This window comes from Mucilaginibacter sp. Mucisp86 (genome assembly GCF_047324315.1).
Taxonomy (GTDB): domain Bacteria; phylum Bacteroidota; class Bacteroidia; order Sphingobacteriales; family Sphingobacteriaceae; genus Mucilaginibacter.
Genome location: NZ_CP168503.1, coordinates 4062710 through 4077074 on the forward strand (window position 1 = coordinate 4062710; position 14365 = coordinate 4077074).

The 14365-nt window shown below is 38.1% G+C and carries 10 protein-coding genes; all 10 read left to right on the top strand.

Features of this window, described 5'->3' with window-relative positions; all coding sequences use genetic code 11:
- Nucleotides 1-42: 42 nt before the first annotated feature.
- The 10 genes from rpoC (at nt 43) to ACEN9X_RS17340 (ending at nt 14363) form a co-directional block, all read left to right on the top strand.
- On the top strand, nt 43-4332 hold the full coding sequence (gene rpoC / locus ACEN9X_RS17295; RefSeq protein ID WP_413666304.1) for a DNA-directed RNA polymerase subunit beta': 4290 nt from the start codon (nt 43-45) through the stop codon (nt 4330-4332).
- 223 nt (nt 4333-4555) lie between these two features.
- Nucleotides 4556-4867, top strand: a complete 312-nt coding sequence (locus tag ACEN9X_RS17300; protein WP_413666305.1) for a DUF3467 domain-containing protein — start codon at nt 4556-4558, stop codon at nt 4865-4867.
- Between the two features lie 161 nt (nt 4868-5028).
- The gene (locus tag ACEN9X_RS17305; RefSeq protein ID WP_413666306.1) at nt 5029-5847 is read left to right on the top strand and encodes a polysaccharide biosynthesis/export family protein; all 819 of its coding nucleotides are present in this window, start codon (nt 5029-5031) and stop codon (nt 5845-5847) included.
- A 12-nt stretch (nt 5848-5859) separates the two neighbouring features.
- The gene (locus ACEN9X_RS17310) at nt 5860-8250 is read left to right on the top strand and encodes a GumC family protein (RefSeq protein WP_413666307.1); all 2391 of its coding nucleotides are present in this window, start codon (nt 5860-5862) and stop codon (nt 8248-8250) included.
- 44 nt (nt 8251-8294) lie between these two features.
- Nucleotides 8295-9284 carry a glycosyltransferase family 2 protein gene (locus ACEN9X_RS17315; protein WP_413666308.1) on the top strand — a complete coding sequence of 330 codons (990 nt, stop codon included), beginning with the start codon at nt 8295-8297 and terminating at the stop codon, nt 9282-9284.
- Nucleotides 9285-9320: 36 nt separating this feature from the next.
- Nucleotides 9321-10001 (top strand): cytidylyltransferase domain-containing protein, encoded by a 681-nt coding sequence (locus ACEN9X_RS17320; protein ID WP_413666309.1) that lies wholly within the window; start codon nt 9321-9323, stop codon nt 9999-10001.
- On the top strand, nt 9998-10933 hold the full coding sequence (locus ACEN9X_RS17325) for a phosphoglycerate dehydrogenase (protein ID WP_413666310.1): 936 nt from the start codon (nt 9998-10000) through the stop codon (nt 10931-10933). The genes ACEN9X_RS17320 and ACEN9X_RS17325 overlap by 4 nt, the downstream gene beginning before the upstream one ends.
- A 2-nt stretch (nt 10934-10935) precedes the next feature.
- The gene (locus ACEN9X_RS17330) at nt 10936-11670 is read left to right on the top strand and encodes an SDR family NAD(P)-dependent oxidoreductase (protein ID WP_413666311.1); all 735 of its coding nucleotides are present in this window, start codon (nt 10936-10938) and stop codon (nt 11668-11670) included.
- 58 nt (nt 11671-11728) lie between these two features.
- Complete coding sequence (locus tag ACEN9X_RS17335; protein WP_413666312.1) at nt 11729-13177, top strand: O-antigen polymerase; 1449 nt, start codon at nt 11729-11731, stop codon at nt 13175-13177.
- 67 nt (nt 13178-13244) lie between these two features.
- Nucleotides 13245-14363 carry an acyltransferase family protein gene (locus ACEN9X_RS17340; RefSeq protein ID WP_413666313.1) on the top strand — a complete coding sequence of 373 codons (1119 nt, stop codon included), beginning with the start codon at nt 13245-13247 and terminating at the stop codon, nt 14361-14363.
- Nucleotides 14364-14365: the final 2 nt, after the last annotated feature.

The following is a 14365-nucleotide window of genomic DNA, read 5'->3' on the forward strand; positions in this document are numbered from 1 at the left end:
TTCACTAAATCGCTAATTCAACAATTAAAAACAGAGGAGACTATGTCTTACAAAAAGGATAATAAAATCAAAAGTAACTTTACCACCATTACCATTAGTTTAGCCTCTCCCGAGTCTATTCTTGAGCGTTCAAGCGGTGAAGTTTTAAAGCCGGAAACCATTAACTATCGTACCTACAAACCTGAGCGTGATGGTTTGTTTTGCGAGCGTATTTTTGGTCCGGTTAAGGATTATGAGTGCCATTGCGGTAAATACAAACGTATCCGTTACAAAGGTATCGTGTGCGACCGTTGCGGTGTTGAAGTAACCGAAAAGAAGGTACGTCGTGAGCGTATGGGCCACATCAACCTGGTGGTGCCTGTTGCACACATATGGTACTTCCGCTCATTACCAAACAAAATTGGTTATTTATTAGGCTTGCCTACTAAAAGGCTCGACCTTATTATATACTACGAGCGTTACGTAGTTATCCAGCCAGGTATTAAAGAAGCAGATGGAATCAACAAAATGGATTTCCTTACTGAAGAAGAATACCTTGACGTATTGGATACCCTTCCAAAAGAAAACCAGTATCTTGACGACAAAGATCCTCAGAAATTTGTTGCCAAAATGGGTGCTGAGGCCTTGGAAGAGTTATTAAAACGCCTTGACCTTGATGAATTATCATTCAGCCTGCGTCACCAGGCAGCAAACGAAACTTCTCAGCAACGTAAAAATGAAGCCTTAAAACGCTTACAGGTTGTTGAAGCTTTCCGCGATGCTAAAACCAGGATCGAAAATAACCCTGAATGGATGATTGTTAAGATTGTTCCGGTTATCCCGCCTGAGTTGCGTCCGTTGGTACCACTGGAAGGTGGCCGTTTCGCTACTTCAGATTTGAATGACCTTTACCGTCGTGTTATCATCCGTAACAACCGTTTAAAACGTTTGATCGAGATCAAAGCACCAGAGGTGATTTTACGTAACGAAAAACGTATGTTACAGGAAGCTGTGGATTCGTTATTCGATAACTCACGTAAAGTTAACGCGGTAAAAACTGAAGGTAACCGTGCTTTGAAGTCACTTTCAGATATCCTGAAAGGTAAACAAGGCCGTTTCCGTCAAAACTTATTAGGTAAACGTGTGGATTACTCTGCCCGTTCAGTAATTGTTGTAGGTCCTAACCTTAAATTACACGAGTGCGGTTTACCAAAAGATATGGCTGCCGAATTGTTTAAACCATTTATCATCCGCAAAATGATTGAGCGTGGTGTGGTTAAAACAGTAAAATCTGCCAAAAAGATAGTTGACCGTAAAGACCCATTGGTTTGGGATATTTTGGAAAACGTATTGAAAGGACACCCTGTATTACTAAACCGTGCGCCTACGCTGCACAGGTTGGGTATCCAGTCGTTCCAGCCAAAACTGGTTGAAGGTAAGGCGATCCAATTGCACCCATTAACCTGTACAGCATTCAACGCGGATTTTGACGGTGACCAGATGGCCGTTCACGTACCACTTGGTAACGCGGCAATTTTGGAAGCCCAAATCCTGATGCTTGCTTCACATAACATCCTTAACCCTGCTAACGGTACGCCTATTACAGTACCATCTCAGGACATGGTACTTGGTTTGTACTACATAACCAAAGGCCGTAAAACTGACGAAACACGCGTGGTTAAAGGACAAGGTTTGACTTTTTACTCTGCAGAAGAAGTAATTATCGCTTATAACGAGAAAAAGCTTGACCTGCATGCGTTTATTAAAGTTAAAGCTTTGGTTAAAGAGCGCGATGGCAAAATTGTAAACAAAATTATTGATACTACTGTAGGCCGCGTGTTGTTTAACCAGCATGTACCTGTAGAAGTAGGTTATATCAATGAGCTGCTTACCAAAAAATCACTTCGTGATATCATTGGTGAGGTAGTAAAAATCACCGGTATGGCACGTGCCGCCCAGTTCCTTGACGATATTAAGGAATTAGGTTTCAAGATGGCATTCCAGGGTGGTTTATCATTTAACCTGAAGGATATCAATATCCCTGCAGAAAAGGTGACCCTGATTGATACAGCTTCTAAGCAAGTTGATGAGGTAATGAACAACTACAACATGGGTTTCATTACCAACAACGAGCGTTACAACCAGATCATCGATATCTGGACACGTATCAACAACCGCTTAACCGCTAACGTGATGGACATCCTGAGCAACGATAACCAGGGCTTCAACTCTGTTTATATGATGCTTGACTCAGGTGCCCGTGGTTCTAAAGAGCAGATTCGTCAGCTTGCAGGTATGCGTGGTTTGATGGCTAAGCCTCAGAAATCAGGTTCAGGTGGGGAGATTATCGAGAACCCGATCCTTTCAAACTTTAAAGAAGGTTTGTCGGTATTGGAGTACTTCATCTCTACCCACGGTGCCCGTAAAGGTTTGGCGGATACGGCGTTGAAAACAGCGGATGCTGGTTACTTAACACGTAGGTTGCATGACGTTGCCCAGGATATGATTGTGGGTGAAGTTGATTGCGGTACTTTAAGGGGTATCTATACAACTGCACTGAAAGATAACGAGGATATTGTTGAGCCATTATATGACCGTATTTTAGGTCGTACTACGCTTCATGATGTTCATGACCCTATCACTAACGAACTGTTAGCAGTAGCTGGCCAGGACATTACCGAAGAGGTTGCTAAAAAGATCGAAAATTCTCCGTTAGAAGGTATTGAGATCCGTTCGGTATTAACCTGCGAAAGCAAACGTGGCGTATGTGCATTGTGCTACGGCCGTAACCTTGCAAGCGGTAAACGCGTGCAAAAAGGCGAGGCTGTTGGTGTAATTGCAGCACAGTCAATCGGTGAGCCGGGTACACAGTTAACACTTCGTACATTCCACGTGGGTGGTACCGCGTCAAACATCGCTGCTGAATCTCAGATCAACGCTAAGTTTGATGGTATTATCGAATTTGAGAACGTACGTACTGTAACTTATGAAACTGCTGAAGACGGCGCTGTTGATGTGGTATTAGGCCGTTCGGGCGAGTTCCGCATTATCGAAGCCGGAAGTAATAAAGTAATTGTTACCAATAACATTCCATACGGTTCATACCTGTATGTGAAAGATGGCAGCAAGATCACCAAAGGCGACCGTATCTGTTCATGGGATCCGTACAACGCGGTAATTATCTCTGAGTTTGCAGGTATTGCCCAGTTTGATGCAGTATTGGAAGGTATCACTTTCCGTGAAGAATCTGACGAGCAAACAGGTCACCGCGAAAAAGTGATCATCGATACCAGGGATAAATCTAAAAACCCTGCTATCCAGATCACCGATAATAAAGGTAACATCATTAAAGGATACAACATTCCGGTAGGTGCACACATTGCTGTTGATGAAGGAGACAGGTTACAAACCGGTCAGGTTATTGCTAAAATCCCTCGTTCAACCGGTAAAACGCGAGATATTACAGGTGGTTTACCACGTGTAACCGAGTTATTTGAAGCACGTAACCCTTCAAACCCTGCTGTAGTAACTGAAATTGACGGTGTGGTAACTTTAGGTGGTGTTAAACGTGGTAACCGCGAAATCACCATCGAGTCGAAAGATGGCCAGGTTAAAAAATACCTTGTACCGCTTTCAAAACACATCCTTGTACAGGATAATGACTTTATAAAAGCTGGTATGCCATTATCTGATGGTTCAATATCTCCGGCAGATATCCTTGCTATCAAAGGCCCTGCTGCAGTACAGGAATATCTTGTTAACGGTATCCAGGAAGTTTACCGCTTACAGGGTGTGAAGATCAACGATAAGCACTTTGAGGTTATTGTTCACCAGATGATGCAGAAAGTATCTATCGAAGATGCGGGCGATACCCGTTTCTTAGAGCGCGAAGCTGTTGACGGATGGGATTTCATGACCGAGAATGATGAGATTTATGACAAGAAAGTTGTAACTGATCCGGGTGATTCAACTACATTGAAATCAGGTCAGATAGTTTCATTACGCCGCTTACGCGATGAAAACTCGGTATTGAAACGCCGCGACCTTAAACTGGTTGAAGTGCGTGACGCTATCCCTGCAACATCGAGCCCAATACTGCAAGGTATTACCAGGGCGTCGTTGGGTACCAAGTCATTTATCTCGGCCGCGTCGTTCCAGGAAACTACTAAAGTACTGAATGAAGCAGCTATCGCAGGTAAAAAAGACAGCATGCTTGGTCTGAAAGAAAACGTTATCGTAGGTCACTTAATACCTTCTGGTACCGGTTTACGCGAATACGAAAATATCCGCGTAGGTTCACAGGAAGAGTTTGACCGCCTGATGGCTTCAAAGGCAGAAGAGTTGGAAGCTTAATTTTCAGCTGTTTAAATATTTACTAAGCCCTCCGGTACTCCCGGGGGGCTTTTTTTTGATTTTTTTTTAGATAGTTAAAACAAAAGTAAAATATCACTGTTTTACGTTCGATCTCGCGAAGCAGAATATAAGATGTAATTGTATTCTTAAAAGCTATATTTACGCAGTATTTACCTTACAAAAAGACAATTTATAAAGAACGTCTTTTTGTTACTTTAGTAACATGGAAGAACAAAATGAAAATCAGCTCAACATTGAGCTATCAGAAGAAATTGCAGAAGGTGTTTACTCAAATCTCGCTATCATTACCCATTCAAATTCGGAGTTTGTATTAGACTTTATAAGAGTTATGCCCGGCGTGCCCAAAGCCAGGGTGAAATCAAGAATTATATTAACCCCTGAGCATGCCAAACGCCTTCTTTCGGCATTGCAGGATAATATCGAAAAATTTGAATCTATTAACGGCCGCATCAAAGTACAACCCGATCATCCTGGGTTTCCTATGAACTTTGGTGGTACAATGGGACAAGCATAATTTTGATTATTATATTAAAATGCACTTTTGATTAAAAAAAAGCTACGGTAAACCCCTGTTTTTTAAAAAAAATGATAAATTAAATTGTTGGGTGTGAAAAAAAGTACATATATTGCGGTGCTTTAAACTTTATACCTATTAAAAATGAAAGCTCAAACTTTATGAGAAAAAGTTACTTGTTAAACTCATTAGTATTCCTGTCGATTTTCCTCATTTCTGCCGGTTTATTTTCTTGCTCATCCTCAAAAAAGATCAAATATTTTCAAGATATACCTGATTCGGGGCAAATGAAGAGTCTTGCGAGAGCAGAATATCAAGAACCTACAATACAGGTTGATGATATTATTACAATTTTAATCCAAACTGTTGATCCGCAAGCTACAGCTATGATAAACCTGGGCAATATTCCTGTACCGGGAACTGCATCGGCGGTAGGTAGCGCAAGCAGTTTGAATCAGCCGGTAGTGGCAGGATATCTTGTGCATAAAGACGGTTTTGTCGAAGTGCCTGTATTGGGGCGAATTAAGTTATTAGGGTATACCACAAGTGAAGCTAAAGACGTGGTGCTCAAAGAAGCTGTTAAATATTACAAAGATCCAACAGTAATTGTGCGGTACGCCAATTTTAAATTTAGCGTTACAGGTGAGGTTGCAAAACCGGGAGTTTATATTACTCCGAACGAAAAGGTTAGCATACTTGATGCGATTTCGCTGGCGGGGGATTTGACAATTTTTGGCAAAAGGGACAATGTTTTACTAATAAGGGAAAATTTGGATGGTTCCAGAACTCCATATAGGATTAATCTTCAAAAAAGTGATATTATTTCTTCTCCGGTCTTTTATTTAAGGCAAAACGATGTTATTTATGTTGAGCCAAGTAAAGCAAAAGCTGCAGCTACAGACGTTGCACAGGCGCGGACTTTTACTATCGTTGGAGCCGCTTTATCGGTACTTATTGTCTTACTTACACGAATCAAATAATTTTTACTACAAATGGGAATTCAAAATCAGGAATTCAATACTGACATAACTAATGGAGAGGACAGCTTCGATTTGAAGAAGCTTATCGCAATGTTTATCAGTCACTGGATAGTTTTTGTAATTGGGTTAATTATATTTTGTTTGGGAGCTTTTTTCTTTATCCGGTACGGAACTCCTGCATATAAAATAAATAGCCAGATACTGATTGACGAAAGTCAATCAAGTTCTGCAGGTAACCAGGTTCTGAAAAGCAGTTCAATAGATTTTTCCGATTTATTTGACATGACAAGTAATTCATATAATGAGCTAGATATATTAAAATCAAGGTTGTTAATGGAAAGAACTGTAAATGACTTAGGCCTTAATATAACCATATATTCAAAGGGCAGAATAAAATCTCTTGAGCTTGCTGATGCCCCTTTCTCGGTTAAGCTAATAAGTAAGGTTGATTCAATAGCCGAGAGGAACTATACTGTTGACATCGAAAACAATATCATTCATTTAGAGAATAGTAAAGATAATATCACTTTACAAGCCAAATTCGGCGAACGGATAAAGCTACCTCAATATGATTTAGTGTTTGAGCCCAAAAATGGGCAAACCAGTACCAATGGTTACAAGATAAATATTCAATCGGTTGATGAACGTGTAGATGATTTAATGACTAAACTGGATGTTCAATTAACCGATAAGAAAAGTACAACTTTAGCATTAGCATTTGAATACCCTAACTCAAAAAAGGGCGAAGTAATTTTGCAGAAGCTAATGGATTTGTACCTGTTATCTAACCTTCAAAATAAAACCGAAATAGCAGATACAACGTTGAAGTTTATAGATGGGCAGTTGAGTAAAGTAACCAGCGAATTATCGGGAATAGAAGGCAACTTTACAAAGTTTAAAGAAGAGAATAAACTTGCCAGTGTTGATCAGCAAGGTAAGGATTTAATTGATAATGTTTCTTCTTACTACAATAAGCTGAGTGATTTGCAGGTGCAGTTGTCCATAGTAAATGATATTGAGAAATATATTACCGATCCCAGCAGCAAGAGGATAATTCCAAGTTCGTTTGCCGTTCCTGACCCGGTTTTTGCCGCCGGTATTGGTAAATATAATGATTTGTTGATTGAAAGAGATAAAATGGCATTATCCTACAAGGATAATAACCCAGTTATACAGTCTGTTGATTCGCAAATAGAAAATGTTAGGATTAGTTTGGTAAAGAGTTTTGAGTCTTATAAACAAACGATAACTACCTCTTTAAAGCAAATTCAATCTAAAAATCAGGCACTTAATAGTCAAGTTGTTACCATCCCCAAGAAAGAGCGGATCTTCCTTGACTATACCCGAGAGCAAAACCTTAAGCAGGATTTATATCTTTATTTGTTGCAAAAAAGAGAAGAAACTGCTATTTCCAAAACCTCTACAGCTAATAGCGCAAGGATAATAGACCCAGCTAAAAGCGATTATCTTCCTTTCAAGCCTAAAAAACCACTTATTATGTTGATTGGCTTAATGTTAGGATTGATAATACCTGGAGTTTACGTTTACGGAAGAAACTTACTTAATATCAAAATTTTAAATAAAAGTGATATTGAATCTAATACAAGGGTTCCTGTAGTAGGTGAAATCGGCAATAACCCTGAAGGTATTTCACTGGTAGTTAGCAATAATACAAGGTCAATATTATCTGAACAATTCAGAGGACTAAGAACAAATCTCCAGTTCGTCTTAACACAAGGAAAAAGTAATGTTTTGATGGTTACATCAAGTATGAGTGGGGAAGGTAAGTCATTTATTACCATGAACCTTGGTAGTGTACTGGCCTTGAGCGGAAAGAAAGTGCTGTTAATGGAGTTGGATTTAAGGAAGCCGAAATTGTCGCAAAACGTAGGGCTGGATAGCAATAGCACTGGCTTTACCAACTATATTGTGTCTGAAAGCATGACTGTTGATGATATCATACAACCAGTATTTTTCTCTGAAAATTGCTTTATTATATCATCGGGTCCAATACCTCCTAATCCAACCGAATTATTACTTAGTGATAAGTTCAATGAATTAATAGATCAACTCAGGAAAAAATTTGATTATATCATTATTGACAGTGCGCCAATAGGTTTGGTTTCCGATGCCCAGTTAATAGAAAAGCATACTGATGCCAGTTTATATATTGTTAGACAGGAATATACCTATAAATCGCAGCTAAATATAATTAATGAACTAACAAGGGAGAGGAAATTCCGTAGAGCATATTTAGTTATTAATGACATTAAAACTAAAAAAGGTGGCTATTATGGTTATGGTTACGGTTATGGCTATGGTTACGGGTATGGTTATGGCTATGGCAGCACAACGGAAGAAAAACCTCATTTCCTAAGCAAACTATTTGGAAAAAGAAAATAGAATAATTTATTGGGTATTGCCTGATAAGCTGAAGATAATTACTGTTGTCGTTAAAAATTGTTGTTATGAAACCGATATGTAGTTTAATAATTCGTTCATATAATGAACAAAAACATATAAGGAGGCTGCTTGAAGGCGTAAAACGGCAGACTATATTTCAGCAGGTTGAAGTTATATTAGTTGATTCCGGCTCAAATGACGATACAGTAGTTATTGCCAGAGAATACGGTGTGAAGGTAATTAATATCAGGCCTGAGGAGTTTTCTTTTGGCAGGGCTTTGAATAGAGGGTGTATGGCCGCGCAAGGGGAATATTTGCTTTTTGCAAGCGCGCACGTTTATCCCCTTTATACCGATTGGATAGAGCGGATGATAGCGCCTTTTCATGATAAAAATGTCGCTTTAGTGTATGGCAGACAGGTTGGGTGCGAGGTATCTAAATATTCTGAACAACAACTTTTTAATAAGTGGTTTCCTTCGTTTTCAAATTATGATCAGGCAATTTCTTTTTGTAATAATGCTAATTGCGTTGTCAGGAAAGAGCTTTGGGAGCAGCAGCAGTACGATGAGTCATTGACAGGATTGGAGGATTTAGCCTGGGCCAGTCAAATAAAAGAGAAAAAATATAAAATAGCATACGAGGCTTTGGCCCCAATAGTGCACGTACATGAAGAAACACCATCACGTATAAAAAATAGATATAGGAGGGAGGCAATTGCGCTGAAAATAATCTATCCTAATGAAAAGTTTTCTTTTTTCAATTTTATACGTTTAACAATTGCCAATATTTTTTCTGATAGTTTTCATGCTATTCACGATAAAAGTTTTACGAGCAACTTTTTTTCGATTATCATGTTTAGGTATATGCAATTTTGGGGTACCTATCTCGGATATAATCAAAAGAACCAGATCAATGAAACACTGAGGAACAGGTTATATTATCCAAATGATATGAAAAGACCTCCCCGTCATAGTGAGTTAACTCATTTGCCGCCGTCGGGGGAAAGAATTATATACAGTGGCTTTGAGGGATAATTCCTGTTTTTTACATCTACAAACATCAATATTCAAATGGATAAATTTAAGTTAGTCGCTATTGTACCGATGCGGCACTCAAGCGAAAGGGTTCCTGGAAAAAATTACAGGGATTTTGCAGGAAAGCCACTTTTTCATCATGTAATTCAAACACTGTTAGATTGTCCTTTAATCGATAAGGTAGTTATTGATACCGATAGCCCGATTGTTATTGAACAAGCCCAGACCTCTTTTCCTGAAGTGCTTGTTCTGGAACGGCCGGAGCATTTAAGGGACGGTGCCATACCTATGAATGATGTATTGCTGAACAGCATTAACCAGGTTCCTTCTGAGTTTTATTTACAAACACATAGCACCAATCCGTTATTAACGGTTGAGACATTAACAGCGGGAATTAAGAAATTCTTCGACATACAACCTATGTATGATTCGTTGTTTTCGGTAACAAGAAAGCATGTAAGGTTTTGGGATTCTTTAGCAAGGCCGATCAATCATAATCAGAATATATTACTGCGCACCCAGGATCTTCCGCCTATTTTTGAGGAAAACTCTTGTTTTTATGTCTTTACCAAATCAATACTTGAAAGAAAACATAACAGGATTGGCGACCGTCCGTTTTTGTTTGAAATGCCGGAAATTGAGGCTCAGGATATTGATGTGGAATTTAATTTCATCGTAGCCGAACTTTTATATAAAATGATAAATAAGATCGTATGAAAATATTAATTACTTGTCCTCCGATGTTAAGAGGAATAGATCAGTTAAAACATTTTTTTGAAGATAAGGGTATCGAATTGATTTTGCCGGAGGTAGTACAAACGCTAACTGAAGAACAACTTATCGAGTTGGTACCACAGGTAGAAGGTTGGATAATTGGGGATGATCCTGCAACAGAAAGAGTATTCCAGGCGGGCGTTCAGGGTAAATTGAAAGCTGCTGTAAAATGGGGGGTTGGCGTGGACAACGTTGACTTTAAGGCTTGCGAAAAATTAGGTATACCTATTTCAAATACACCAAGGATGTTTGGAAATGAAGTAGCCGATATGGCGCTTGCTTATTTTACAGGGTTAGCTCGTGATAGTTACCGTGTTGATCGCGAAGTACGCAAAGGAAACTGGATAAAACCTGCAGGTATGTCTGTTGAAGGCAAAACTGTAGCCCTGATAGGTATAGGCGATATAGGATTGGGTACGGCACGGCGTTTAAAAGGCTTTGGGGTTAACGTTAATGCTTATGATCCGTTCAGCAAATTAACTGCCGAGGAAGCTCAGGTTAATCAGATCCTTCCTTTTCCGGAAAAGTTAGAAGAGGCAGATTTTGTGATCATTACCTGTGCATTAACTCCGTCAAGCTACCATCTTATTAATAAAGAAAGTATCGCTTTAATGAAAGATGGTGTGATAATCATCAACGTATCGCGCGGACCACTGATTGATGAAACCGCTTTAATTGATGCATTAAATTCGGGTAAAGTAAAATCGGCAGGGCTAGATGTTTTTGAAATTGAACCTTTGCCACAGGATAGCCCTTTACGCCAGTTCGAACAATGTATTTTTGGTACTCATAACGGTTCTAATACCAAAGAGGCTGTAGTAAGGGCAAGTTTGAGAGCTATAGAATTAATGTTTGGTTATTTAGGAATACAATAAGAATGGCTAAAACAGTAGTAATAACCGGTGTATTAGGTGGTATTGGAAGTCAGCTGGCTAAAACCTTTAAAGAAAAGGGATATGAAGTGATTGGACTTGATCTTAAGGATAGCCAGCCGGAGTACTGCGATAAATTTTTCAAATTCAACTTACATCAATATTGCATTGATACGGAGTATAAGGCGAGTATTGAAGCTATTTTTAACGAAGAGATACCTGAGCTTTTTGTACTTATAAACAACGCTGCGGTACAAATTCTCAGCAATTTGGATGAGATTACTTTGCAGGACTGGAACCAAACACTCAATGTTAATCTTACGGGGCCGTTAATGTTAAGCCAGTTCTTTTTAACACGGCTTGAACGCTCAAAAGGTTCAATTATAAATATAGCAAGTATCCACCATCAGCTTACAAAGAAACGGTTCCTGGCTTATGCAAGTTCGAAGAGCGCTTTGGTTGGTTTAACCAAAGCACTATCTGTTGATTTGCAAGGCCGTATAAGAGTAAATGCTATAAGCCCGGCTGCAATTGATACCCAGATGTTGCGTGACGGTTTTAATAATGATGAAGCCAAAGTTCAGATGCTTAATGAACTGCATCCCAGCCAGCGCATAGGTAAACCACGCGAAGTATCTCAGTTAGCTCTGTTACTGGCCGAGGATGAACTTGGGTTTATAAACGGTGCCAACATCAATATTGATGGTGGGATAAGTAATGTTTTAAAAGATTTGGATTAAATACTGATTGGCTTAGTCCTGTTATTTTAAGTACTGAGGTCATATATGATGATATAAAATGTTTGAATTTAAAAAGTATATAAAGCTTATTGATATAGCATTTTATGTTGTTTTGGGGTTTCTATTATTGAATTTCAAATTCACGGGCGGGTTCTATTTCATATTAAGTGAGGTTGTCTTTATTGTTTATTTGCTATTTATTTTGCAGATTTTAAGATCTGGCTTATTTAAATACGTATACGAACCGCCAATTTTCTTTTTATTTTTTTCGTTCATATATGAATTCCTGAAATTTCCCTATTATTTTGGGTATACCAGTATTGGTAAATTAGTTGATGCCTCGTTGCTTGGTGCATCCAAATTTCGCATTAGCGATTATTATGCAAATTCGGCATTTTTGTTACTATATCAGGCTATTTGTATAGCTGTTTTATTGATTTGCTACTTTTTAGTAGTAAAGAGAAAGTCCAAGGTCCCGGTTATAAAAAAGGTGTCAATCACAAAAGACACCTTTTTAGTAGCTATTTGTGCAATTTTTTTAGTTGGAAGTACTGTTGCTTTATATAGTATTACGGGTGGCAACCTGCTTTTTTTGTTAACGAGGCGCTCGGGTAATGAAGAGGCATCAAAGATTTTGCAATCCAATTATCTCGTGGCTTTTTCCACCGCATTTGTTTTAATTATAGTTCCTGTTTTAATTGGATTCCGCGTTTTTTCTAATCGTCCGTGGAAAAAATTATTGTTCATATACTTGCCTGCTATCATACTTGAATACATTATATCGGGTGGCAGAGGCTTTATAATATATTCACTGGCTGCGTTATTCACGATATTTTCATCAAAGCCCGGTTTTTCTATTTCCATAACAAAAATAGCTATGGTTGGTGGTAGCGCAATAATGCTATTCAGCATTTTGGGCCTTGTTCGTCGTTCTTTCTCGGATACTTCTAATATTTTGAATAATATAAAGGATCAGTCTGAAGTGGAAGATGAGTGGTATTATGAATTAAGTGGCTACCAACTTCAGTTCAGAGACGAGATGGTTTTTGAAAATGCCTCAAAGGCTGGTTTTTTATTGGGCGACTCATACCTGAATCTTGTAACTTTCGCATTCCCTAAAAGCTTACTTGGAGATGCTAAACCCGACTTTATTGATTTGGACGTAGTGCGAAATTTCTGGGGAAGAGATGACGTGGGGCTGCCTTTAAACTCAATGACCGAATCTTACTACAATTTTAGCTTTTTTGGAATCCTTATATTTTTGTTGTTTGGGTTTGTAATGGCCCGGATTACCCAATGGCTTGCAAATAATCAATCTGTTGTTTACAAATGTATAGTTGTTGTGTTGTTATTTTATGCCGAAACCTGGTCAACTACATATTTGGTTTATGTACTTCAAACTTTAATTGTTGTTTATTTCCCTTTAAAATTTGTGAAAGAGAAATTGGAAAAGCAAGATACCAATAAATCTGCACCTGAAGGGAGCCTGGTGTTTGATAACAGTTAAACACGCAATTTTTTCTCTGTTTATTTAAAATTACTGCAGCGTTAATATCGATTATTTTATTAATTGAATGAAAAAAGTTATTAATACAACTCAATATTACCAGAATCTTGACCTACTTCGTTTTTTTCTATCGGTAAGCGTTGTTATATATCATATCCCGCGAATCGCTGTAACTGTACTTCATGTAAACATTTTCGATAAATTACCGATATTCCATAAAGGGGCCGAGGCGGTGTACTTTTTCTTTACGTTAAGCGGGTTTTTAATTACCCGGTTACTGCTTAAGGAGAAACTGGCTTTAAATGACATCGATTTAAAGAAATTTTACATGCGCCGGGTTCTCAGGATATGGCCGGTTTATTTTTTGGTATTGCTTATTGGCTTAACTTATTACAATGTTATTCTTCCTAAAATGGGTATTCATGGAAAGGATAACTACAGCATAGGAACGGCTTTGGTACTTTGCTTGCTTTTTTTGTCAAATGTATTTCAACGGATATATTCGCCGGGATCAGCGCTTGCCATTTTATGGTCAATTGGTGTTGAAGAACAATTTTATCTGTTTTGGCCGGTATTATTTAAAAAGGTTAAAGCCAGATTTGTACTTGGTATACTGATAGTGCTTTACCTCGTCATATTTATTTATAACTTTTTAACTCCATCATCTCTTTTAATTAAATATAGGTTTTTATTTGATTTTATGATAATGGGCGGGATATCCGCCATATTAGTTGACAAGTATCAACAGTTGGCAATTTCGCTTTTTACAAGCTTGTGGTGCCGAATTTTATTTTTTATACTTTTTATTTTAGTGTTTTTTACTGACGTTTTTAATGTGGTTCAAGGTTATAATCAACAGGTATATGATTCTATATGTGCCATAATAGCTTCATTGCTTATTATAACCTTAACTTATTTACCAGCTGTTAATAGGCTGAATTTTCTAACTTATTTAGGAAAGGTATCATACGGCATTTACATGTATCACATGTTGATAGTGAACTTTGTTTTATTTGTGGCTCTTAAGCTAAATTTCACATCAACTTTTAGTGTATCCGAGTTGTTTTTTGTTCTGAATTTCAGTGTACTTGTAATTACTTTCTTATTTGCACACTTTTCATATAAATATTTCGAAACCTACTTTTTAAAGTTAAAGGATAAATTTACAAAAATTAAAGCTCAATAAAC

What these genes read in the sequence shown, in the direction of transcription:
- rpoC (WP_413666304.1), top strand. Translation starts at nt 43, where the DNA reads ATGTCTTACAAAAAGGATAATAAAATCAAAAGTAACTTTACCACCATT.
- ACEN9X_RS17300 (WP_413666305.1), top strand. Translation starts at nt 4,556, where the DNA reads ATGGAAGAACAAAATGAAAATCAGCTCAACATTGAGCTATCAGAAGAA.
- ACEN9X_RS17305 (WP_413666306.1), top strand. Translation starts at nt 5,029, where the DNA reads ATGAGAAAAAGTTACTTGTTAAACTCATTAGTATTCCTGTCGATTTTC.
- ACEN9X_RS17310 (WP_413666307.1), top strand. Translation starts at nt 5,860, where the DNA reads ATGGGAATTCAAAATCAGGAATTCAATACTGACATAACTAATGGAGAG.
- ACEN9X_RS17320 (WP_413666309.1), top strand. Translation starts at nt 9,321, where the DNA reads ATGGATAAATTTAAGTTAGTCGCTATTGTACCGATGCGGCACTCAAGC.
- ACEN9X_RS17325 (WP_413666310.1), top strand. Translation starts at nt 9,998, where the DNA reads ATGAAAATATTAATTACTTGTCCTCCGATGTTAAGAGGAATAGATCAG.
- ACEN9X_RS17330 (WP_413666311.1), top strand. Translation starts at nt 10,936, where the DNA reads ATGGCTAAAACAGTAGTAATAACCGGTGTATTAGGTGGTATTGGAAGT.
- ACEN9X_RS17335 (WP_413666312.1), top strand. Translation starts at nt 11,729, where the DNA reads ATGTTTGAATTTAAAAAGTATATAAAGCTTATTGATATAGCATTTTAT.
- ACEN9X_RS17340 (WP_413666313.1), top strand. Translation starts at nt 13,245, where the DNA reads ATGAAAAAAGTTATTAATACAACTCAATATTACCAGAATCTTGACCTA.